This window comes from Schlesneria paludicola DSM 18645 (genome assembly GCF_000255655.1).
Taxonomy (GTDB): domain Bacteria; phylum Planctomycetota; class Planctomycetia; order Planctomycetales; family Planctomycetaceae; genus Schlesneria; species Schlesneria paludicola.
Window position 1 is genome coordinate 1139789 of record NZ_JH636435.1, and the last position, 25392, is coordinate 1165180.

The 25392-nt window shown below is 54.5% G+C and carries 13 protein-coding genes; 6 read left to right on the forward strand and 7 right to left on the reverse strand.

Annotated features, from left to right (window positions below):
* The first annotated feature begins 137 nt into the window (after positions 1 to 137).
* On the forward strand, positions 138 to 2186 hold the full coding sequence (locus OSO_RS0122190) for an SGNH/GDSL hydrolase family protein (protein ID WP_010585314.1): 2049 nt from the start codon (positions 138 to 140) through the stop codon (positions 2184 to 2186).
* An 837-nt stretch (positions 2187 to 3023) separates the two neighbouring features.
* A complete protein-coding gene (locus tag OSO_RS0122205) occupies positions 3024 to 3752 on the forward strand; it encodes a uracil-DNA glycosylase (protein WP_010585315.1) in 729 nt (242 codons plus the stop codon).
* Positions 3753 to 3765: 13 nt separating this feature from the next.
* Here OSO_RS0122205 and OSO_RS44630 read toward each other — a convergent pair whose 3' ends face one another.
* The 3 genes from OSO_RS44630 to OSO_RS44635 form a co-directional block, all read right to left on the reverse strand.
* On the reverse strand, positions 3766 to 5625 hold the full coding sequence (locus OSO_RS44630; protein WP_157605388.1) for a tetratricopeptide repeat protein: 1860 nt from the start codon (positions 5623 to 5625) through the stop codon (positions 3766 to 3768).
* A 755-nt stretch (positions 5626 to 6380) separates the two neighbouring features.
* Positions 6381 to 8450 carry a TolC family protein gene (locus tag OSO_RS0122225; protein WP_010585318.1) on the reverse strand — a complete coding sequence of 690 codons (2070 nt, stop codon included), beginning with the start codon at positions 8448 to 8450 and terminating at the stop codon, positions 6381 to 6383.
* Positions 8451 to 8523: 73 nt separating this feature from the next.
* Complete coding sequence (locus tag OSO_RS44635; protein WP_040593037.1) at positions 8524 to 9246, reverse strand: ABC transporter ATP-binding protein; 723 nt, start codon at positions 9244 to 9246, stop codon at positions 8524 to 8526.
* 121 nt (positions 9247 to 9367) lie between these two features.
* Between OSO_RS44635 and OSO_RS0122235 the strand changes: the two genes are divergently transcribed.
* The 3 genes from OSO_RS0122235 to OSO_RS0122245 all read left to right on the forward strand — a co-directional run bounded on the left by OSO_RS0122235 (position 9368) and on the right by OSO_RS0122245 (position 13457).
* Positions 9368 to 10909, forward strand: a complete 1542-nt coding sequence (locus tag OSO_RS0122235) for an oxidoreductase (protein WP_010585320.1) — start codon at positions 9368 to 9370, stop codon at positions 10907 to 10909.
* A gap of 153 nt (positions 10910 to 11062) precedes the next feature.
* A complete protein-coding gene (locus tag OSO_RS48405) occupies positions 11063 to 12775 on the forward strand; it encodes a cyanophycinase (protein WP_010585321.1) in 1713 nt (570 codons plus the stop codon).
* Between the two features lie 136 nt (positions 12776 to 12911).
* Positions 12912 to 13457 carry a hypothetical protein gene (locus OSO_RS0122245; RefSeq protein ID WP_237729325.1) on the forward strand — a complete coding sequence of 182 codons (546 nt, stop codon included), beginning with the start codon at positions 12912 to 12914 and terminating at the stop codon, positions 13455 to 13457.
* A gap of 131 nt (positions 13458 to 13588) precedes the next feature.
* Here the strand turns inward: OSO_RS0122245 and OSO_RS0122250 are convergent, their stop codons facing one another.
* The 4 genes from OSO_RS0122250 to amt form a co-directional block, all read right to left on the reverse strand.
* Positions 13589 to 14230 (reverse strand): hypothetical protein, encoded by a 642-nt coding sequence (locus OSO_RS0122250; RefSeq protein ID WP_010585323.1) that lies wholly within the window; start codon positions 14228 to 14230, stop codon positions 13589 to 13591.
* A gap of 251 nt (positions 14231 to 14481) precedes the next feature.
* The gene (locus tag OSO_RS0122260) at positions 14482 to 15945 is read right to left on the reverse strand and encodes a DUF1501 domain-containing protein (RefSeq protein WP_010585325.1); all 1464 of its coding nucleotides are present in this window, start codon (positions 15943 to 15945) and stop codon (positions 14482 to 14484) included.
* A 227-nt stretch (positions 15946 to 16172) separates the two neighbouring features.
* Positions 16173 to 16970: a carboxylesterase family protein gene (locus OSO_RS0122270; protein ID WP_010585326.1), complete on the reverse strand. Its 798-nt coding sequence runs from the start codon at positions 16968 to 16970 to the stop codon at positions 16173 to 16175.
* 143 nt (positions 16971 to 17113) lie between these two features.
* Positions 17114 to 20965, reverse strand: a complete 3852-nt coding sequence (gene amt / locus OSO_RS48410) for an ammonium transporter (RefSeq protein ID WP_010585327.1) — start codon at positions 20963 to 20965, stop codon at positions 17114 to 17116.
* Between the two features lie 501 nt (positions 20966 to 21466).
* Between amt and OSO_RS0122290 the strand changes: the two genes are divergently transcribed.
* A complete protein-coding gene (locus OSO_RS0122290; protein ID WP_010585329.1) occupies positions 21467 to 24994 on the forward strand; it encodes an FtsX-like permease family protein in 3528 nt (1175 codons plus the stop codon).
* Positions 24995 to 25392 lie beyond the last annotated feature (398 nt).

A 25392-nucleotide genomic window follows, 5' to 3' on the forward strand; every position in this document is an offset into this window, starting at 1 on the left:
TTTTATAGTTTCCTATTCAGAAGTACCATGGATTAAGAATCCGCAAAAGGGGCCGTAGCAATCCGGCCCACGAGTCAGCGGAGCAATGATTTGAATCCACATTTTTGCGCGCTCACACACTTCGAAAGGGACCTTGTATGTACCTCTACAGGCCTGGAGTATGGGTATGCATCCTATCCCTGTTCGCGCTGGCGACGCCGTGTGCCGCGGAAGACATCCTGAGAGTCCACGAGTGGGGGACATTTACGTCGTTTCAGGATGAAAAGGGGCTGAGCTTCTCTCGAATCAACACCGACGATGAGCCGGTTCCGAAGTTTGTGCACCAATTGCTTTATGAAGGTCCGTTTTCTCCCACGCAATTGCCACGACGTGTTGAGAAAGGCATCACTCGCTCCCACCCCGAGGTTACCATGCGGCTGGAAACGCCTGTTACCTACTTTCATCTGCCAAGCACCCGAAAGGAACTTGTTCTCGATCTCTCGGTGACATTTCACGGAGGGTGGTTGACCGAATTCTTTCCCAAGGCGGTCGCCGAAGTCGATGGAACCACGATCACCAACGGCAAAACTCTCGAGTTACGCGAGACGACCATCGGGGGACTTTGCTGGAAGGGAGTTCGCCTGGGTGGAGACGCACTGGGACCGAATACCGACGATCACGTCTGGCTGGCTCCGCGCAACGTTCGCGCAGCACAAGTGACTGTCGGCAACGAGAGCGAACGATTCTTGTTCTATCGCGGAGTAGGCCATCGCGATGCTCCGCTTCGCGTTGTACGCGACCATCACAAGAACGAGCTTCAGATACGAAGCCCCTCGGGCGGATCATCCGGGCGAGTCAAATCCCCCCTTGCAATCGCCAGGATCTGGCTCGCGGAGATCACACCGGCCGGCACGGCCGCCTTTCGCTGTTTGCCCGCAATTACCTTGACGAACGAAGCCAACCAGACACTGGCTGTCACCTCTGCTACATTCACCGCCGGAGAATTCTCGAAAGCAAACATGCCGCAATTGCGAGCAACGATGCACGCGGCACTCGTCGAACAGGGGCTCTTCGACGATGAGGCGACGGCAATGCTCAACACGTGGGAATTATCGTATTTTCAAAGTCCTGGGCTAAGACTCTTTTTCATGCTGCCTCAGGCATGGACCGACGATGTGCTGCCGCTGAACGTGTCTGTCCCGGCGGAGGTCACGCGCGTGATGGTGGGCCGGATCGAACTCGTCACACCGCGCCATCGTGAACTGCTCCAGCAGATCGCCGCATCACCACCGACTAGCTTGAAGGAGGTCTCGCAAACACTGTCCTCACGGCAAACGAGTGCGTCACCCTTGGAACGCAAACAATATCTCGCGCTGGCATCGGGTCGCGACGATCCGACCAATTTGGGAGTGCCAATTCCAGAAAGCTATCGCGCATTTTTGGCATTGGGCCGCTTTCGGACGTCACTTTTACTCGACGATCGAGCTCCAAAAAACTTGCAGAAAACACTGCGACCATTCGCTTGCGAGGTTGAATCACCTGGACAGGGGCAGGAGGTCCATAAACGAGATGAACGAAATCAACTGGAGCGGACGACTAATCGCCTCGCGGCGTTTCAGCGGCAAATTGACTCCGTTCGAAACGACGAAGATTCTGCATCGCACACCAAGCCCGTGCTCTTCCTTGGCGATTCGTCCATCGTGCGATGGGATCTCGCAAGCTCGTTTCCAAACCAGGCAACAACGCGACTGGCAATCCCTGAGTTGCAGCTTGCCGAAATCAGCTCATGCATGCGTCAGATTGCAATCTCGCACGAACCACGCGTGATCGTACTGCAGGCTGGGGAACTGGAAGGAAGACAGGGAGTCGCTGCGAAAGAACTGCTTTCCGATTTCCGCGCGATCGTCAAAGAGGCCCATGATCGGTTACCAACAACACGAATCGTCATCCTCGCGATCAGACCCAGTATTCGGTACTGGGATCACTTCGAAAACCAATGTGAACTGAACAGTTTGCTTAAAAAATATTGCCAGACAGATCAACGACTTACGTTTGTCGATGTCGTGACGCCAATGTTGGAAGGCGATGGAAAACTTCGTCCTGAGTTGTTTTTGAAAACCGGGACCGACTTGAGCCAGCAGGGATATCAGATCTGGTCAAATCAGGTTCTGAACATCCTGCCAAACGACGACGATTTGAGGCCATAGCACACAGCCCGCAGTATTCGGTAGCCGTTCGCAATACCACCCCAGAATGACTTCAATAAAAAGTGTGACAGACTCAACTTCCGTCTTGTGTCGTGTCCTGCGCCGAGCCCACAATCCATGCCACAATCACCGCACCGGCACCATTCGGCACTGATGATGCATTGTCCAACGTGTACTTCGACCTACATCCAACGCAGTTCCAGACGAAGTCCGTTACCTGTCGGGCGTCTGCTTTCACTCGCCCGATGTCTGGATTGTGGCCGTCTATTCCACGTACCGTTCTGGCGACAAATCGATGTCCCCAGCCGATTGGGCGGACCACCGTCGACGCCGCAAGATCATCAACAAATCATGGCCTCTCACGCTTCAGTGACCCGGTACGAGTAATTCAACCCACGCCGTCTTTCATCGCGTTTTCCCGAACCGCTCATTGCACCAGATTGCGATCAGTCACTCATCACAGCTCGTTTTCGGAAGAAATTTCGCGTGCAAGTCTTGCAGAGAAGGGCAACTTCCTGCTTGAACGAATAGGAAACGCCTGCTATGGTTCTCGATTCACGTGATCGAGTACAACATCAACCTTGGTGAACACGACGGGAGACTGTGGCGAATGGGCGTCAAGAAGACAGGTAAAGGGCGACGGAAACTCGGTCGGAAGAAGCGGAAGATGCGAAGCAAGATCCGTCACCGCAAGTAATTGACAGACAATAAGATATCGCGAAAAGGCAGGCTCAAATTCAGGCCTGTTGGGTCGCGTAATTCTAATGATAGTTCGTGCGAAGCCCGGCATCTCTGTTGCCGGGCTTTTCGCGTTGTCTCACTGCGATACCGCCCGAAATGTCGCGTTCGCAAATCATTGCCTGGGACACCTTAAACCGCCAGATCGTCGGTTGCACTCGATGTCCGCGGTTGCGGAAGTATTGCCAGGAAGTTGCCCAGGAAAAGCGCGCCGCCTTCCGGGAATGGGAGTATTGGGGACTTCCCGTACCCAATTTCGGCGACCCATTTGCTCGACTGATGATTGTCGGCCTGGCACCGGCCGCACATGGCGGCAACCGCACCGGTCGCCTGTTCACGGGTGATGTCAGCGGAGACTGGTTGTATCGCGCCCTTTTCAAAGCCGGATTCTCCAACCAGCCGACATCAGTCTCTCGGGACGACGGGTTGGAATTATACGATTGCGCCATCACTAATCCCTGCCACTGCGCCCCACCGGTGAACAAGCCAAACGCCGACGAAATTGCCAATTGCTCTGAGTGGTATGACCGGACGGTGGAGTTGCTGCCGACACGTGTCATCGTTGCACTGGGACAGACGGCCTGGCAGAAAGTGATTCGACACGCCGCCAAACTCAAATGGCTCAGCGGCAAACGTCCCAAATTTCGTCACGGACTCGAGGCGCAACTCGACGGCAATCGACTTCGATTGCTTGGCTGCTTTCATCCGAGCCCCAGAAATACGTACACCCGGCGTTTGACCGAACCGATGCTCGACGCAGTCTTCACCCGCGCTAAAGAACTGCTTGATGCAACGCCGCTCCGCGAACAGCCATCCACAAACGCGTGAAGCGCTGATAACGCTATTTCGCATCGAGCTGACGGCGAAGCTGTTGCGCGGCGACAAACTCGGGCTGAACACGCAATGCCGCGTCAAGATGTTGACGCGCCCGTGACCGGTCACCGCGTGTCATGGACAGCACCGCCAGATTGTAATGGGCACGAATATTTTGCGGGTCGAGCTGTAATACTCGTTCAAAGCGTGCGGTACTCTCGTCGAACCGTTTCAAACGAAATTGGAGTTCACCCAGATTCTGATTGATCTCAACGCGATTTGGTTCAAGTTCAACTGCTCGTTCGAACGCGTCCCGCGACTGGATGAGTTGCCCCATTTTTCCATGAATCACTCCGAGATTATTGTACAGCTCAGAACGATCCGCGTTCGGCCTGGCCAACTGTTGTTCAAAGTGCTTGAGCGCGGCGAGGAACTGTTCCTGCGCCGCGGCGGTTTGCTGCATTGCCAGATAGCAATCCGCCAAATAGCCGTGAAGTTCGGCCAGACTCTCCGTGTCCGGACCATCTTTTGGGGAATGCTGCAGAGCTCGCTGAAAGAGATCCGCCGCCTCGAGGTAGCGCTGCTGATCAAAGCGAACTGCAGCCAGGTGATATTGAGCCATCCAGCAGTTGGGATTGTCGGCCACCGTTGCCGTCCAGAGCGATTCACGATCTCGATAGTCGAAACAGCGCAAGAATGTGGTCCCCACCATAACCAGCAGCAAAGTAGCAGTCCCCCATGTCACCAGGACCGAGAAAACACCGTTCTGTTTTATGAATGAGGCCACAGAGGCAACAACGAGCGCGATCAGCCCGATGCTGGCAAGATACTGAAAATGATCCGCCACGAACGAATATCGCATCGGATAGACGTTGATAAAGCCAAGTGCCGGAAACAACGTGCCACCATAAATCAGGCAGGCGGTGAATGGACCACGTCCCCATCGGCGGGCTCCCCACCAAAGAGCCACCAGCAAAAGGACCGCAGCAACCAGAGCCCCGCACATCCACCAGTTGTCACTGCGAATTTGCCATTTGGGATAGATGAAAATGAGTGGCCAAGGCCAGATGAGCTTGCCGGCATAAAACCAGACGATCCTCGCCGCGATCAGGCACCGCTCCCACGCCGTCCAATTCCATTCAATTCCCTTCGCTCCGACATGATGTGCTTCCAGAGAGGCAGTGTTCAGGCCAGCCGCCAACCCAAGTACAAACATCGGGGCAAGCGGTGCCACTAGTCGCCACGACAAGCGTTCCTGTTTCCACCACAGAACCAGCACAATGACGGCAGGAAGAGAACAGGTGACGGATTTGCTGAGCAGCGCACATGCGTATGTGAGGAGCGACAGCGAGTACCAGGCTGTGCGCGTCGTTGCTTTGACCTGACCATCACTGACGGCGAATCGCCAGTACGCCTGGAATGCGAGCAGCGAAAACAGACCAGACAAGACATTTTTTCGTTCGGTGATCCAAGCGACGGACTCAACATGGACGGGATGAATGGCAAAAATCACTGCCGCCCAAAAGGCCCCTGGCACACGTAGCGTGGTCAAGATTCGAGACAACAAAATCGCATTGATGCCATGCAACAACACGTTGTCAAAGTGAAAGCCAACTGGATGCAGTCGCCACAGTCGGTACTCGAGCCAGTACGAAGTGAAGACCATCGGATAGTACTGCGGCGTCGATCGGGGGGAGAACCAGATCTGCCACAGTCCGCGTCCGCTGCGCAGGTGAACGTTGTTCGTCAGATAGAAATCGTCATCCCAGATATACCCCGCCGACAGGACAGGCAGATACGCGACAAAAACCAATCCCAGCAGTAAAAATGCGTTCCGCAAGCCACTCGGCCCCACCTCGTCATTGCCACCAAACGTCCAAAGCGACACGGTTGGTTTCCCCGCAGACTGTGGATAAAAGGATGTGCGGCGCGAGCAAAAGGACAATGCCCAACCCTTTCCCATCTTTGGGGCTCACTGCATCGATCGATGCCGCCAACAATGCGGAAGCGACACAATGCTAATAAGCCTTCAATTGTAACGGCACCGCACCAAATTCGACTTTAAAGACGCAAGCCCTCCGCATGATGCCACCGCTCAACAACGCCGAACGTATTTTCGTTGAACCGTGCCTCGCAGAGAATCGCGCCATTTCGACCGAGCGACAACATCTGATGGCCACGTCCCCGCAAGCAGCTTTCCAAACATTTGGAAACAAAGTCGATTCTCGCGCAGCGAAATTCTAAACGGCTGCTATCGTCATCAAACCAAATCAATCCGGTTGATTGCAACGATCGCTTGATCCATTCGGGAGCCCGCGATGAAACACATTCGTCAAACGGAATGCGTGCCGACTCAGGACGCGCTGATGACCGTCAATATGGCCCCCTGCGAAGGAGACACATTAGTCGAAAGACTTCAGGGCCCAAATCAAGTTGATCATTTAAAATCGATGATCATCTTGGTTTGGGCCCTGAAACATAGGATGTTGATCATATTGCTCATGCTGATCCTCGAAATCACGCTCAAGTTCAACTCGCCGAAAATCGGTGGTTTACGCAATTTAGAGGGCCTTATCCGCGGTCAATCGGTAGTTGATTGCCACGTAACCTCACTCCGATGTCATGGTCAACCCGCGGATTTGGTTATCGCGGCAGCCATGTCGCGAGGCGTTGTCGGAAGGACTTTTGAGGCGACTTTGAGGCCTTACGTTCTGGTGACGACTTATCGTCACTTGGACGATCGAGGTTTGGCGTCTCACGCGGACTGCGCTGCTCGGGGTCGCGGTCAGACTTGGGTCGGAAAGAATCTGGTATTGGACTCGATTTCGGTGACGGAGGCACATCTGGAAGGCTTTCCTCCAGGGTCGGCAGCTTAATCCCTTCATAGTCGACTGCCGGTGGTTTCGCATTCAGATTCACCGGCGGCTTCAAGTCATACTTTTCTTCCGACGGTTCGTCGGTGACGGGATAGCGATCACCGTTAGTCGACGGTCGACTGGTCATCGGATAACAGACATCAGGTGCAAACCGGCCCAATGGGCCCACAGCACCAAACCGTTCCTCAAAAAATGTCACTCCATGCGTTTCGAGAATCGTTCCAGATTGCCGCTCTAGCGTCGCCAGAGTCGTGTTGTACGTCGACAGGGCATTGGCTTCGTTCGAAATCGCGTTGCCCCAATCGGTGACGGCCTGAAGAACGTTGATCAGAATTCCCTGGCCCGTCCTGAAGAGCGCCAACTGATAGTCCAAGTTGATCTTGGCCGCCTCACGAACCTCGCGAAACGCAAGGTATTGTTCGTATGCTTGATCCATGTTTCGTAGATTCGTCGCGAGAAGATGCGACGCGTTGTGATAACCCTGTTGTAGATTGACCCGATCGCGGGCAATGACTAGCTCGCGTTGCCGCAGTTGGGAACGAGCCTGCCGCAACCCCAGGGGTACCGAGAAATTGATTCCCAGCGTCCAATCATTGAAAGTCCCCGACCGAAGCGTTGCTCCGTTCGGCATGATTCCGTCCAGGCCGTTCCAGCGATACATCGCGACGCCGTCAAGTTGAGGCAGGGCAGAATTGCGTGCGATCAGAATCTGCTGTTCGTCTGCCTCGATGATCAATTTCAGTTCGACTAGATCTGGACGTCGCTCCGATGCGATTTCGAGAATCTGCGACCAGTCAGGATGAAATCGCTCGTCAGCGGGCGGGGTGTGAGGCACCAGTCGCATCTCATCGGATGGAGGCAAACCAATCAGATTGCGAAGCACACCTTCGCGTTGAATCATATTCGCACGCGACGTTATCAAATTCGCGCGAGCATTCGCCAACGAGACCTGTGCCTGCGAGCGATTGGCACGGTTGTCGATGTCTGATCGCACGCGGGCTTCAACTCGAAGCACAACCTGCTGAAGCTGATCGATCTGCTGTTGCTTGGACCAGACGTCGGTGCGTGCCGCGACCAGCGCCCAATAGGCCTCAATCGTACCGCGAACCATTTCCTGGACCGAATCTTTCAGCACGAAATACGACAATTCCGTGTTGATTCGTGCGATGACGATCGGTGCCATGTTTGGTCCAATCCCCGCACCGCGCAACAAGGGCTGCGTGTAGTTGATATTTGCCGAGTTCGCCGTCTGAGGATTGAGCGGCGACAGTCCAGGAAGAAACTGAGAGTTGGTCGAGGTGTAACCAAAACCGGCAACGCCTCCCAGTGCGTTCTGCTTCGTCAGTGTCGTCGCGCTCGTAAACAAATCGCTGCGATTGCCAGGAATCAGTGCGCGGGTGGGATCGAATGGATCAAAAATCGCGTTCGGACTATTCAGGCGAGTCCAGGTGTTCGTCACCGAGACGACCGGATCGAATGTCGCGTTGGCCTGATCGATCGTGGTGTTCGTCACTGCCGCATCATAGATGGTCTGACCGCTCGACTGAGCTGTGGCCCCTGCCAGTATTCGAACAACATCCGTGTGTTCGAGCGACAGGCGAATGACGTCATCGAGCGAGACGGGCATCGGAGTCAGTTCCGCAGTGCTCGACACTGTCGGCGGCGGAACCGAGTCCCGCATTCGGTACTTTGTCAATTGTGACGGATCACGTACCGAGATCGAACGCTGCTCGGGAAGCAGCGTCGGGAGCACTCTTTGCGCGGACGCTGACTTTGCGGATTGTGAAAAGACGATCAGCAACACCGCGAGCAGGCGAATCCTGTGATTGGCATCCATACCAAAACACTCTCACCGACAATAATTTCGAATCCGCAATGTTCATCGTCGGAACTAGAACCGAGAACGAGAATCATTCTTCGAATCCGCTTTGTAAGACCTGTAGGGCCTGTTGAAAGTCTGTCGTGTCGCAAACGATCCCACCGTCACGCAACACCACGACTCGCTTGGCATTTTTTGCCACATTGATGTCGTGCGTGACCAGGATCACAGTAATCGACGACATTTCATTTAATTCGCGAAAAAGGGAAATCACTTCGCGACTGGTTTTTGAATCGAGATTCCCTGTCGGTTCGTCGCCCATCAGAATTGCCGGTTCATTCACCAGCGCCCGCGCGATCGCCACACGCTGCTGCTGCCCGCCAGACAACTGGCTGGGGTGATGGTCAAGCCGATTGCCAAGTCCAACAAGTGTCAACTTTTCGACGGCGCGCCGACGACGCTCGGCCGAGGAAATATGTCCGGCGTAAAGCAGCGGCAATTCGACATTTTCCAGAGCCGAAGTTCGTGAGAGGAGATTGAAGTTCTGAAATACAAAGCCAATGCGGCGATTGCGAATGCGGGCTCGATCATCGTTCGACATCGTCGAGATTTCCTCTCCTGCAAGGCGATAACTGCCGGACGTCGGTCGATCGAGACAACCAAGGGTATTCATCAGCGTACTTTTGCCCGATCCAGACGGGCCAATCAGGGCAATGTATTCCCCCTGCTCGACGGAAAGCTGTGCATTTTTCAATGCATCGACCTTCACCTCGCCCAGGTTGTAGACCTTGCACACATCGCGAATTTCAATCAGTGCCACGTCCAATATCTCTTTCGGAAACGGAGGACCACACTTAACGCCCATGGACGACAAGAATCGGTATCTCCGCCAAAAACTCATTCGTCCCGAGCTGTATTAGCGCAGGAAGTGCGCGATGACTGCTTGCGACACCCTCGCCATTTTGGGACGCTGGCTCTTCGAGATTGTCTCGATTCGCAAAAGTTTCGTGACAATTCTGGTGCCTCGATCATATTCTCTTCCGGGTTGGTTCGACATGGCCCGCTACTATAAGTTCAAAACGGCAGATGAATTGCAGGCAGAAGCGAGAAAACTGGGATCAGAGTTGCCGATCTCGGATGACTTTTCACCTCTGTTCAAGCCCGTCGCGATTGGTTCTCTGACGGTCGGAAATCGATTCTGCATCCAACCAATGGAGGGCTGTGACGGAACTTTGGAGGGTGCCCCCGATGAATTGACATTTCGGCGATATCGTCGATTCGGCGCAGGCGGCGCGAAACTCATCTGGGGTGAAGCCACTGCGATTGACGGCGATGCACGGATGAACCCACGACAACTTTGGCTCTACGATCGGACGGCCGCTTCAATTGAACAGATGCTCACTGTCTGTCGTCAGTCGCATCGCGAGACCTTTGGGAACGAAGACGGGTTCGTAGTCGGTCTACAACTGACACATTCGGGCCGCTACAGTTTCCGCCGACCTCAGATCGTCATGCACGACCCACTGCTCGATCCGCTCACGATCGACAAGTCCACGGGCCGAACGGTCGACGCCTCGTTCCCACTGCTCACAGATGATGACCTGAAGCGAATTGAAGATCAGTATGTGGCGGCAGCGCAATGGGCCGCCCGGATCGGCTGCGACTTTGTCGATATCAAACAATGCCACCGCTATCTGCTTTCCGAGTGCCTGGCCGCCAAACTGCGTCCAGGACCCTATGGCGGGTCGCTGAATCATCGCCTGCGGCTTGTTCAGAACATCATCTCCAGAATTCGTGCGGAGATTCCTTCTCTAGTCGTTGTCTCGCGTCTCAATGTCTACGACGGAGTTCCATTTCGAAAACAACCTGACGGGAGTGGAAAAGCGGTGACGCATTCAACCCCCATTGAATCAGCGTTTGGTGTCGATCCGAACCACCATGAGCGATTTGACTGGACTGAACCACGTCAGGTGGCCGCATGTCTTGGAAAGTGGGGTGTTGCCGCGCTGAATGTCACCGCCGGCAACCCTTATGCAAACCCACATGTCTTGCGGCCTGCAGAGTTTCCGCCGATTGACGGCTACCAGGCCCCAGAACATCCATTACGGGGGGTTTTACGACATTTTGAGGCAACGGCCGAGATCCAACGTGCTGTTCCTTTGGTTCCCGTGATCGGAAGCGCCTATAGTTGGTTACAGGACTTCGCGATCCACGCCGCAGCCGGGAATTTCCTGGCGGGCCGATGTTCGCTGGTCGGACTTGGACGAGCCACATTGTCTCAGCCAGATTTTGTGAAACAATTGATGGACCATGGCCAACTGAACCGTAAGACCGTCTGCCGAACCTTCTCCTACTGCACGAATCTCATGCGGGCAAAAGACCACCCGCTTGGACAAACGCCCACCGGATGCCCGCCTTTTGATAAAGAAATCTACGGTCCACTTTTTAAAGAATTGCAAGAAAAGCTGGCCCGTTAAGAACATCTGTCAATGTGAACATTCAAACAATGAATTAAGGTTTTTGCGGGAATCCGCCTTGCGGCCCGATACATATCAACCTATTTTTGTGCAATCGCACGGATGCGACAGCCGCGACCGTCTACTTCGATTTCTCCCTGGAGGCTGGACTTCATGATGAGGATTCAACTTCGCGAATCTCCTGAACCACCTATTTCTCGAACATGGCTTCTCGTCTTTGCATCGTTGTTATTCTGCTGTGAAGTCGGCGGCATGTTGCAAACCTGCCAATCTGCTGAGCCCGAAGCATCTGCCGATTACAATCCGCAGATCACCACTACCGGTACGTTGTTCATCTGCGGCGGCGGAATTCTGCCCGGAAATCTGATTGATCGATTTATCGAGTATGGTGGCGGGCCTGAAGCTCGCGTCGTCATTATCAGTTCTGCCAGTTATTACGCGGACCTGGATATTCAGAATCGACTGTCAGGCTGGTATGACCGTCTGTCAGAAAACCAGATTGCCTCTCTTAACATTCTGCACACGCGTTCACGAGAAGAAGCCGACCAGTCCGAATTCTCGCAGATTCTGGATTCCGCGACTGCAGTTTGGTTCCTCGGCGGCAACCAGAACTGGATCTCGCAAGTTTATGTGGGCACGAAAACCGAAGAGCGATTGCACGCGGTTCTCGCTCGTGGCGGCGCTGTCGGAGGCAGTTCAGCGGGCGCCGCAATTATGTCGCGATGCATGATCGCTGATGGAAAACACGAACCAATCCTCTCAACGGGACTGGGATTTCTTCCCGGTACGATCGTTGATCAACACTTTCGCAAACGAGACCGACTGGGGCGATTGATGCGGGCACTTGAGCTTCGCCCGGGACTCGTCGGAATCGGCATTGATGAAGGCACAGCATTGATCGTCCGCGGGCGCACGTTAGAAGTCATGGGCGAATCGGATGCGGCGATTTGCCTTGCCCCCTCGCAACATCGCCCGTCGCGCATCGAATCGTTGACGCCAGGCAATCGCGCCGACCTCGTCGCGTTGCGACGCGCGGCCTCTGCCAGAGCCGAATCGACATCCATCGCCAGTTCGCTGGGATTTCCTGACGTTCCAAATGGGACCTTGGTCATCGCGGGCGGCGGCCCCACCCCGAAGGAAGTCGCAGATTCGTTTCTGAAGGCAGCAGGAGGATCAGAGTCGCCAATCGTCGTTGTCTCAAATGCGTTCGGCGAAACGCCACCTGAGCTCGCCGAGGTCTGCGGTTGGCTCAGTGCAGCCGGTGCCAAGAATGTCCAATTACTTCATCCCAGATCCGCTGAAGAGCTGCGTAGCCCCAATCTGATTGCTCTGCTGAAAGAAGCACGCGGCATCTGGTTCACAGGCGGACGGCAATGGCGGTTGGTTGACGCATTCCTGGATACACCAATCGAAACGCTGTTTCACGACGTCTTGCGGCGCGGCGGTGTGATTGGCGGAACGTCGGCCGGCGCAACAATCCAAGGCGAGTATCTTGTTCGCGGGAACCCTCTAGGCAACGAAGAAATGTTGACCGAAGGATACGATCGTGGATTTGGCTTCTTACAAGGAGTTGCGATCGATCAGCATTTCAGCCAGCGAGAGCGACTCGATGATATGGCGCAGCTGAAGAAAACCCATCCGGAAATGATCGGGCTGGGGGTCGACGAATCGACCGCAATGATTGTTCGAGGAACCACGATGCAGGTTGTGGGACAGCATAATGTCACGGTCTTCGATCGACCGGCCGAATCACAATCCAATACACCGGAATTTGCAGTGCTGCGATCGGGCGAACGTTACGACTTCCGCCAACGACGGCGAATGGAAGCGACCGCAACGGCCGAGCTTGCAACGCCGACGAAATGATCTCCTGTACGTTGAAGGCGACGATCGAAGAGATATCCCCAGGGAATCCCTCTTGCCATCGGTTGTCGCCTGCCTGATTCCGTTCGCTTTCCCAATCGACTCAGCTATACTTGGCTGATCGATTCAAGGAGAGTCCGTGGTGTTTTCGTTGGATGGTTTTGGAAATGAACGTCGATTCCGCGCCGCGTGGGATGCCGTTCAAATCGTTCGTGACGTTCACTATTCGCTATTCACATTTGGAGCGAGTGATCTTCCTTATTATCTGATTCTGTCAGGCGACAAACAGGATCAAGCGGTCAGTGTGACTCAGGGCGAAGTGAAAATTACGCGGCCCATGATCATCACACCCGATCGGGCCAGTCCCGAATTTGAAGACTTCTTTGAGGACGCCGACGACGAGAATCTTGCCCAATTCATCATGGCACGGACGGCGTCATTTTCGAACCTCAAATTTCGAAACCAAACTGGTTCAAAACGTTTGGTGAGTGATAGCGTCGAAGAAACCGTTGCAAAACTGAGTCAGAAACTTGACTCTGAAGACGAAGATCGCGTGGCCATCTTGACCGCTCCGGCACCGCTGGCTGGCTTTGCAGTCCTTCGATACGCATCCGAACGCATCATGCAAAGCGTTCCTGACAATATTCAGGAACTTCGTGAGAAGGGCTTCTTGCCATTCAACTAACCGGAACAGCGACTCGGCCCTCGCACGCTCGTTGAACTGGGCTGATTGCGGGTCTGTCGACGTGTTAATTCAGGCAGGCCCCCTTGGAAGGATGTCAGCGGCCCCAGAGCCAACCTGCCATGGCACGCCAATCAGGGAACGGCAAGTTCAACCTCGAGAAACTGAGCCGGATTCTTCTGGTATTCGGCAGCCAGGAACTGCAGTGTCTTCCATCGAGTGCCGTGTTGAGTCGCCTCCAGCTTGGGACATTCCTCTGGCAGGTTGACGAGCGTGTTCTTCTGAATGACCATCGCCCGGATTTTTCGCGTTCGCATCGCGCCCGCGGATTCGCAGGTTAGCGAAATCAAGTAGGTCGCGGCCTTAACCGGACCACCCATGTCGCGTTTCAAAAGACCGTCCGCAAACTGTTCGGACAGATCATTGAGAACCGAATTCAGATAGAACCAAAGCTCGTCAGTCGGAATCGGCAGCAGGGGATTTTCTGCAGTCGTCCGCCGCGCCATCCGAATGATCGCGTCGGTCGCTGCACTATTCAAAAAAACCTCTTCGCTTCGCTTTTCACTGAGCGTACGGATCTTCAGAGTGCCGGATTCAATGGTATTCAGCGAGACATTCAGACGATCAAGAAATTCCTTCTTTTTCCAATCGGCCAGAGCTCGCTTTCTCCCCACAAACCAACCAATCGCCATCAGCAGAAGACCGGTGAGTAGCTTCACCGCGTGGTCTTTGACATAGTCCTGCAAGGTATGGATGAACTGTTCCAAAATCGGCATAAATCGAATCCCTCGCGTACTTCAATGAGCGACGACAGAACTTCGGCACACGCCAGATCATCCGGCCGATCGTCGCACAGATCTTGTCGTGAATTCGGTTCGGAATCCAGTGGCAATGATGTCAGGTCACCATCACCTCGAATTCACGATCGAAATTCGAACCCTCAGATCAAGAAAGAGCCCGCTTGCGAGAATCGCAAACAGGCCCTGGTTGAACGCTCAAATTTGTGACGCTTCAGAGAATTCACATGCTACGAAAGAATCCCCGTAACTGCGTCGGCATTGACCATTTCGCGCGGTTGGTTGAGATGATTGTAAACAGTGCGGCGTGGATTCATGCCGACGCTGTGATAAATCGTCGCCAGCAATTCGATTGGATGAACGGGATTCTCAACCGGGGCAGAAGCCGTTTGATCGGACTTGCCCCACACGAATCCCCGCTTGACGCCAGCACCAGCAATGAGCCCGGTATAGCAATATGGCCAGTGATCACGACCATCATCGGAGTTGCCGTTGCCAGAGGTACTCACACCGCGTTTCGGACTACGACCAAATTCGCCAATCGCCAGGACCAATGTCTCTTTCAACAGGCCACGGTCATCCAGATCCGAGATCAAAGCCGACAAACCTGAATCGAGCATCGGAGCCGACTGATTCTTCATTCGTGCCGACAGACCTGCATGGACGTCGAACGAATGATTGTCAGAGTTGGCAACCTTTGGCCAGTTGACCTGTACGACTCGCGTCCCCGCTTCAATCAAGCGGCGCGCCAAGAGACAACTTTGACCGAATGTGTTATTGCCATACTTTTCTCGCAACTCTTTTGACTCTGCCGAAAGATTGAATGCCTCGCGCGCTTTGCCGGACAAGACCAGCGACAACGCCTTTCCGTAGTATTCGTCCAGTGCGTACTTGCTGACGGCCTTGTCGAGGTCATTCAGGCTGGCATTTACGGTGTCTCGCAAACTCGCACGACGCGCCAATCGCTCTTGCGGAACATCGGCCCGAAGTTGCAGGTCATCAACCTTGATTCGATCCATCTTGGCCATATCCATATCGTCACCGACGGGATAAAGCGTATATGGATCAAATGCGCGCCCCATGAACCCTGCCGTGCCGCCTTTTCCAATGACTCCACTTTCCTGCAGCGGACGGGGCATCATCACATAGGGAAGCATCGGCACTTCGGGCGGACGAGCCTTAATGACGTGACAACCCCAGTTCGGGAAGTCCTTCGGACTAGGCGGTTCCAATTGACCAGACGGACTGACTTTGTCTGCCGTGTAACCGGTCATCATCTGATAAATCGCGGCCGTGTGATTGAACAAACCATTTGGCGAATAGCTGACCGCTCGCAAAAGAGTCGTCTTATCCAGTTCTTGCGCCAGCTTCGGCATGAGTTCGGTGAACTGAATTCCGGGAAGCTTGGTGTCAATCGGCTTGAAGACACTCTTCACGTTGTCGGGTACATCGACCTTAGGATCCCAAAGATCAAGATGACTGGGGCCGCCCTGCAGGTAAACCAGAATCACATGCTTGGCTTTTCCGAACCCGACACCCCCATATCGGACATCTTCCGCAGCACGAGCCTGCTCGCTTTTGAGTAACGCGGGAAGCGAAAGCCCGAGAAGCGATGCTCCCCCGATGCGAATCAATTCTCGCCGACTGAACCCATCACACGTGTCTTTACCATACTGACCGGGGATCGCAAACATGTGCTTCACTCCAGGGGCAATCAATAGGCGGGCGGTTGGGCAGTATCGACTGAGGGACCGACACAAGAAAACATCGGTAAAATCGATTGCGTTCGATTGGGTTATACTGTGCAGAAGAAATGTCTGTCAATCGGCAGCCGCTTGACGCCCGCGGCAGCATCGTTCACATCCAACTACCATATCACAACTTACAACCAATCAGCGAAAACACATCCGTCCTCATTTAGCTACTCAGCTTTCGCGGCCAACGACGATTTTCGATGCCGCAGAAGCCACTCATAGAATTCCGGCATCGCGTAGGTCGACGTCCAAACATCGTGCGGGGCATTGGAAAGAATGGTGAACTTCACATTCCCTCCGATGCCGCGAATTGCATCAACCATCTGCTCAGTCTCCATGAACGGCACACCTCCATCATCATCACCATGAATGGCCCAGACGGGAAGCCGCTTGAACTTGACCGCCTCACGAGTATCTGTCCAGCCGCAAATGGGAGCAACCGCCGCAAACCGCTCGGGTTGATACGCCGCCAGCTTCCAGGTCGCCCACCCACCCATGCTCAGGCCTGTGACATAGATCCGATCAGAGTCGACACGGTACGTCTTCTCAACCTGATCCAACAGAGCGGCCAGCGCGGCGGGATCAAAGAATCGATTCTCAAGCGTCAACTGAGGCGAAACCACAATAAACGGAAAATCGGGCTGTTCTTCGGCGATCTTTGGGGGACCGTGCCGCTTCACCAACGACAACCGGTTGCCTCGTTCACCACTGCCGTGTAGGAACACCAGCAGCGGAAACTTTTGTTGTTCGGCCGCTCGATAGCTTGCTGGCAAATAGAGCAGATACCCCATGCTGTGTCGCGGATTCGCGGGATACGCAAATTTCTGCTCGACCTGCTTTCCTGCAGACGGTTCGTCCGCAAACGTCGATCGATCTGCAAGGATAGCACAGCAAACAAGTGACAACGCCAGGGCCGTAATGTGACGCAATGGAAGACCTTTCGCTGAATGAGACGGGGAGTGCATTCCATGATCGAGAGCATGGCGCCTCCCAAAGCAGCCTGTCGACGGAAGCAAGGTCTCAAAACCAGCGACAGATTGCAAACATCACCATGGGGTTGCGGAGACCTTCGAGTGATTTCGAGTCGTTTGTCGAGCCTCGAACAGAATTACCGACCAAGAACACCCGTCACGAGTTCTTGAGCCGACTCAGTCAGCGTTGGGATGTATTTCAAACATCGATCCATCTCGGCTTCAAGCTGCTCAATCCGTTCCAGAATACCCTCCAGCGATCCGGCGCGGCCGATGTCTTCGATCTCTGTCGTCAGGCGCACAATCATGTCTGCACCGAGTGTTGCCGCGGCGCCTTTTAGAGCATGGGCAGCATTGGCGGTCTCGAGACTGTCGTTCCGCGTGGCACAGGCAACGATCTCGGCCACGCGACGGGGACCGGTCGCACAAAGTTCAGTGAGCAGCGACTGCATAAATTCGACATCGCCGAGGCATCGTTCCAAAAGCACGGCCGCATCGATGGGAGGTGCTATTCCAAATGTCTCTTCGACCTGCTTCAGAGTCATTGTCGCGCGTTCCTTCACCGATTCGGTCCCGTCTGATTCCATCTCGGGAATCGTTTGATCGACAGATGAAACAGCAGTATCTTCGGTGTTTGCAGCCACTCGTCTGCGATATTTGAGAATGACGTCGTACAACGATCGTGGCTCAAATGGCTTGCTGAGATAGTGATCCATTCCCGCGGCAAGACATCGATCAGCATCTCCTTTGACGGCGTTCGCCGTGAGCGCGATAATCGGAACGTGTCCCTCGATCCGGTGTTCCGATTCGAGAGTCCGAATGCATCGAGTCGCTTCAAATCCGTCAAGCTGTGGCATCTGGCAGTCCATGAGCACAATCGAGAACTGGTGTTCGCGAATCGCTTGAATCGCCTCCAACCCATTGGTAACCGTGCGGAACTTGCAACCAAACTCCGCCAGTAGCGTTGTGACATAGAGCCGATTGATCGCGTTGTCTTCTGCCACCAAGACTTCAATATCGCCATGCTCGCCCGGCGAACTCGACACTTTGGTGTGGCGCATCGTCATGCGCGGACCGCTGGAGTTCAGACGATTCTGCTGCAGGACGCCCTGAATGGCCGCATACAATTGAGTCGAAAGCACCGGCTTTGTCAGGTTCTGACAGATCCCCATTGCTTGCAGCGATTCCGCGCTCTCGTTCGACAAACCTGATCCCAGCATGATAAATGGCGGCATCACTCCCCGCGTCCCAAGCGATAGTGCCAGGTCGCTGCCGTTGCGTTCGGGCATATCATAGTCGCTGATGACAAGATCGAATCTTGCGTCCGATTCACGCGCCTCATCGAACAGACGCAGTGCGTCCTCCACAGTCGCTGCCGTCGCGGACTGCATTCCCCATCGGCGAGTATGTTCGTCCATGATGAGCAGATTCGTTTCGTTATCATCGACAATCAGGACTCGCCGCCCCTCAAGAGCGCGACGGTCTCTCTCCGAATAAAGTTCGCAATGTTCACGAACAGGGAAATTCACCGTAAACCAGAACATCGTCCCGGCACCGACGCGGCTTTCTACACCGATCTGGCCACCCATCATTTCGACCAGGTGTTTGCAGATCGCTAATCCCAGTCCGGTGCCTCCGTACTTTCGAGTCGTTGACGAATCGACCTGTGAGAAAGGCTGGAACAATCGATTCGCCCGATCTTGTGGAATCCCAATTCCCGTGTCACGGACGATAAAACGCAGCGTCGCGATCTCGTTCTCGATCCGATCGCAGACGATGTTCAAAATCACTTCGCCATGCTCGGTGAACTTGACGGCATTATTCAGCAGATTGATCAGAATCTGTCCCAACCGATTGCCATCGCCCGAATAAATCTGACGGGCCTGAGGATCGAAATCACAAATGAATTCCAATCCCTTTTCGTGAGCCCGCAGCCAGAGCATCTCGGTCGTTTCGTGGACAAGCTGCTCGAGATCGAAGTCATGGACGTCCATTTCAAGCTTGCCGGCTTCGATCTTCGAAAGGTCCAGAATGTCATTGACCAACGTCAAAAGGGCGCGACCACTGGTTTGACAGGCCTTCACGAATTGATGTTGTCGGCTATCCAATTCCGTAGTCAGCAGCAATTCGGTCATGCCAATGACGCCATTCAGCGGCGTTCGGATTTCATGACTCATCCGAGCGAGGAACGACGATTTCGCAAGATTCGCCGCGTCGGCCGCCTCCTTCTGTCGCTGCCATTCCTCCATCTGCTTGCGCTCGGTAATGTCGACCACCGTCCCTTCGTACCGTTCGATTTCGCCGACCGAGTTGCGAACACCTCGCGCGGCTTCTGAAATCCAGATCAGGGTTCCATCGCGACGGTAGACTTGCGACTCGAATCCGGTGACAACTCCATCCGCGATGATCCGTTGTCGAAACTCTTCGCGACGCGTTGGATCTAAATAGAGTTGCCGTTCGATGTCACCGATGGCGTTGATCAACTCGTCTGGCGACTCGTATCCATAAATGCGCGCCAACGCGGGATTCGCATTCAGATAGCGGCCGTCTGGAGATGTTTGAAAAATTCCTTCGATGCTATTCTCGAACAGACTGCGATACTTCTCTTCGGCCGATCGCAGTGCCTCCGCGGCGAGCGACCTGGCCTGCATCTCGGCACTCACAACCTGCAGGACACGATTGTATTCGCTGGCAATCTGTCCCACTTCGGTATGCGGTTCAACTGGAACCGCCCTGCCGAAATCACTGCGTTCGCTGTGCTGATTCATCGACTGCAACAGATCAATCAATTCCGTATGAGCACCATGCTCCGAGACATTTAAACCGCTCGTCTCACTCGCGGCATCAACACGGAGTGGATGGACGAAATCCAGTAAACGAAAAACGATCCAACCACCGACAAAAGCCCAAAGCCAGCAGGTCACGACACCCAGGGCTTGAACGCCAAGTTGTTCCTGCCATGTTCGCCCCGTGACCGACGGTGACGCCACAAGTGCAACCACCAGCGTGCCCCAAGTCCCTCCAAAGGCATGCACGGGCACGGCCCCGACCACATCATCGATCTGAAGACGTTCGAGCAAATAGCTCCCAGCAAGCGACAAGATCCCAGCGACGGAGCCAATCAGGATGGCGGCAATTGGCTCCGCCAAATGGCACGATGCCGTCATTGCAACCAGTCCCGCCAGAACCCCATTGATTGCCTGCCCCACGTCAGCGCGTTTCGTCAAACGCCAGGCAAGAAAGAGTGCGGACAATCCACCGGCCGCCGCTGCAAGATTTGTATTCACTAGAATGCGAGGAATGTTGTCCGTGACGGCGAGCGTGCTACCTCCGTTGAACCCAAACCAGCCGAACCACAATAACAAGGCACCAAACGTGGCTTGTGCCAGATCGTGCCCATGAATCGGTGTCCTTTGTCCGGTGAACCTCCCTATCCTCGGGCCGAGCACAATTGCTGCAGCGAGCGCAAGCCAACCTCCTAATGAGTGAACGACGGTCGATCCAGCAAAATCGATAAACCCGCGATTCTGCAGCCAACCTGTACTTGAGGGATCAAGATTTCCGCCCCAGGCCCAATGTCCCAGGACAGGATAGAACAACGTCGAACTGATCAGTGCGATCGACAGATACGCACTGAATCGAATGCGCTCAGCAACGGCCCCGGAAATGATCGTCGTGGCGGTACCGCAGAAGACGAGTTGGAACAAAAAGAAACTGAGCTGACCTGTTCCAGCGTCGGACCCCGGGAAAAACTGAGATGTTCCGATCAGTCCCGAATAGCTTGAACCAAACATCAGGCCGAAGCCGATCGCCCAATACATCAAACTCGACACGCAGAAATCGATCAGATTCTTGATCGCGACATTAATACTATTCTTGGCACGCGCGAAACCTGTTTCGAGCAGGCAGAACCCACCCTGCATTAGCATCACCAACGCTGAACAAATCAAGATCCAGACGAGATCAACAGGTTGAGGCACAGCGGGCATGGCGAATCCTTGAGGCTGAATGCGCGCAAACTTCCATCTCTCCACTGAAGAATCCGTGGAAATGGAACTTGTCTCGAATATCCAAATTGAAGACGGTTCGGCCTGAACGTGAGCGCACTCAGCGAACTTGTCACCTCACTCTAGATCGACTGTTCGAATGTGCTCTGCAAAAATGTTGCAAAAACGAAACACGCAAACGGCGGTCATTGTCACTGACGGTTACAACGACCCTGTCGATTCGACTGCTTCGGCATCCCGAATAACAGTGATTGCCGAAGGAAACGCGTCCCGGGCCGCCTCCAATCTCTCGGCAACAAGGAAGCGAACGGCATCGCGCATCCCGAGACTTTGCCAGGCCCGGTCTCGCAATTCGAGCGAACCCTCGATTCTGGGTCACGCTTTTGAGAAGATCCCTGCATTGCTCGATGTCACTTCTATAAATCGACGGAAAGACCGGGCCTTGATGGCTGGAATTTCAACCGTTTTGGATACTGGACGACAATGAACCAGACACGTCTCGTCATACAGAGTCTGATCCACCATTGGCGCACGAATCTTGCCATGGTGCTGGGAGTTGTTGCGGGAACCGCGGTGATCGGCGGGGCACTGATTGTCGGCGATTCCGTGAAGGCGAGCTTGCGTCAGATGACGCTCGATCGCCTGGGAAAAATCGACGAAGCACTTAGCGGTCCTCGTTTCTTTCGTGAAGATTTGGCCGATCGCTTGTCGGCAAGCGTGAATCACGGCACGACGTCCGTGGATTCCAAAAAGAAGATCGTGTCGCCCGCGATCATCATGCGCGCGGGTTTGCAGGCGCGAAAGGGTGAGAATGTCCGTCGAGCCGGCCAAGTCAACGTCTATGGCTTCGACGCCCGTGCCTGGTCGCTGATGGAAACAGGTGGACTGGAATCACCAAAAGAATCCGGTGTCGTGCTGAATGCACAGGCAGCACATGCGATCGACGCCCATGTCGGCGACGAAGTCACACTCTGGATTGAATTACCCAGCGCCGTACCTCGAGACACGCTCATGGGCAAGAAAGACAACGATTCGCAGGAGATTACCTTGACGGTTAGCGGCATCGCTTCCGATTCCACGGGCCTGGCGCGACTCGGGCTGCAACCAACGCAAGCGTATCCTCTCAATTCGTTCGTCGACCTGCATTTCCTACAAGCACAATTGGATCTGGACCGAGTCAAACCCTCGCGTCGCGATCCCGTCGGAAAGCCGTCACGCGTCAACACATTGCTGATCCATGATGAGGATGCCAAGACCAATACCAAACCGACACTTAACTCTCTGACGACGGACGCATTGCGAAAGGTGTGGACATTGTCGGATCTCAATCTGAGGCTTGTCGATAACCCATCAATCAATGGGTTGGTGCTGGAATCCGATCAGATGATTCTCGAAAACAATCTGGCCGCAGCTGCAATCAAAACCGCCGCAAACAGCAACTTGGTCGCGGCTCCGGTGATGGTCTATCTTGCCAATAAGCTCTGGAATCCCGCAGTCTATGAACCTGGAAAGCGCCCCGGCTATTCGATGTACTCGACCGTCGCGGGAATCGAATTTTCGGACTTGAATCGGGGACCGTTCAAGGACTTCAGTTTCATCGGTGATGCACCGAAATCGCTGGACGAGAATGAGGTGATCATCAATCAATTTCTAGCCGCCGACCTGGAAGCGAAAGTCGGGGATCAAATCAAGTTCACCTACCACACAGTCGGATCTCGCGGTGAACTGCCCGAACTCGAAGAAACGGTGACGGTCCGTGGCATCGTCGCGATGAGCGGAGCAGCCATCGATCGGACGCTCACACCCGAAGTCAAGGGCATCACCGACGTCGACTCGCTGGCCGACTGGGACCAACCATTCCCGATGGATCTGAACGCCGTCACGCCACGAGATGATGAATACTGGAACGACTTTCGCGCGACGCCCAAGATGTTTTTGCCCCTCCAAACCGCGAAGAAACTGTGGCCCAGCCGTTACGGCTCATTGACGTCGCTACGACTCGTCGCCGCCGCGGACGAGCCGACGAACCTAAAAGCACTGCACGAGAAATTCGCCGGCGAACTTCTCGGCGACGTCGCACCAGTGGAGGTAAATATGGCCGTCCAACCTGTGAAAGCGATTGGACTTCTCGCCGCCAATGGTTCGACAGATTTCTCTGGATTATTCTTTGGATTCAGCCTGTTTCTGATCGTTGCCGCGATGATCTTGATCGGATTGCTGTTCCGACTCGGTATCGAACAGCGCGTACGCGATCTTGGATTACTGGGTGCGATTGGCTTTACGTCGGGACAGATCCGCCAACAGATGCTTTTTGAAGGCACGGCCACTGCTGTGACAGGCGGCCTGCTCGGAACGGTAGTGGCCGTCGGATATGCAAAACTCATGATTTACGGCCTGACACATTGGTGGGTCGGTGCCATCGGAACCTCCAACTTGATTCTGGCCGTTCAACCGCTCAGCTTGCTGACGGGGTTCGCCATTGCCGTGCTCGCGGCAATCATTTCGATCTGGTGGGCGTTGCGGCAACTGAAACAATTGAGCCTGCGAGAACAACTCGCGGGTGTCACCGAACAAACAATTGATTGGGCCGCACAAGCACGTCGAACGGAACGCATTCTACGTCGCGCGACCATTTCAACAATATTGGCCGTTCTCCTAACTGGTACCGTTGCTATCGGGTTAATTCCTGCAGCCGGAGCGTTTTTCGGAATCGGAGTCCTCTTGCTTGTTGCGTGCCTTTCGTTTTTGTCCGCCTGGCTGCAACGGAAAAGTGGTTTCTTCGTGCATGGGAAGGGATGGATGGGACTGGGACGCCTTGGGCTACGAAATGCCTCGCGCCAACGTCAACGGACGGTCATGTCGGCGGGAATGATTGCAACGGCCACGTTCCTCATTGTCACCGTGGCCGCATTTCGACGAGACCCAACTAGCGAGTTACCAATAAAGACGTCAGGGAACGGTGGATTCACACTCGTTGCAGAGTCCAGCAGTCCCATCCTTTACGACATGAATACCGAGCACGGTCGGCAAAAGCTTCGACTGATCCCTGCAGCGAACTCACCTAGCGCGAAAGCCCTGGACTCGATGAAGGTCATTCCATTTCGCGTGAAGCCGGGCGAAGATGCCAGTTGCCTGAATCTATTCCAAACCAGGGTCCCCACTATCCTGGGCGCGCCGCGATCATTGATTGATGATCACAGATTTGCATTTGCTTCAGGTTCGTGGAAGGAATTGGCACCTCACCCCAGCAACACGGCAGCAGCAAATCCTCCCAGCGTGCCGGCAACTGAGCCTCCCATTCCCGTTCTAGGAGACCTGAATACCCTGATGTTCTCGTTGCACAAGCAAGTCGGACAAACGATTGCCATTCCAAGCGACGAAACACCGCAGCACCAGTTGATTGTCAAAGGCATGTTTCAAGACAGCGTATTCCAGGGTGTTCTCGTCATGGCCGACGATGATTTCGTAAGGCTGTTCCCGGAACAGAAGGGGTTCCAGTACTTTCTGATCGATGTCCCACCCGCAGAATCCGAAGCCGCATCCGCGTTACTCGAGACGGAACTCAACGAGTACGGTTTCGATGCGGAACCGGTCGCGGAACGCCTCGCCCGATTCTTATCCGTCCAAAACACCTACCTGTCCACATTTCAGACGCTGGGAGGACTGGGTCTGTTGCTGGGAACCTTCGGGCTCGCGACGGTGATGCTGAGGAACGTGCTGGAACGGCAGGCCGAAATCGCGCTGCTGCGTGCGGTGGGATTTCATGCACAGGGCGTCGCAACCCTGATCCTGTGGGAAAATGCCTTCATCATGCTCTGGGGTTTGGCGGCCGGGGCCGGATCGGCACTGCTGGCGACCGCACCAAATCTGCTGAGCCGCGGCGCAGACTTACCTTGGGTGTCGCTGATGACGCTCCTCTTGGTTGTGTTGGCAACCGGCATGCTTGCGTCGACATTCGCCGTCCGCGCCGCGGTACGACTCCCGATTGTCAGCACGCTTCGCGGCGACTGAAGGATCGTCCCAATCGTGTGACGTTGCGAAGCAGTGCCCGCACCCGGTAGTTGTTTGTTGAGTAGATTCAAATACTGCGGAATCACTCGCTTCGCGAGCGGATTCTTCGGTGGAGGTTCCTTCGCCTCAAAAAGAGATTGCAAAACACCCCGCCACTCAAATGGCAGTTGCTGTCGACTTAGATTCTGGCCCACGCCGACCGAGACAGTTTCTTAACGAGCCCACTCAGTTCCTACAGTGAACAGTTAACAAAGGCCCGCCCAGTGTCGTTGATGATGCCAAACTATACCAATACAATTAGTAGGTATGTGATCTCACAATCATTCTGGGAATGAGTTTGGTGCATACGACTGTAGAGAGCATTTCATAACGCGTATTGGCAAGGAAACTGCGTACCA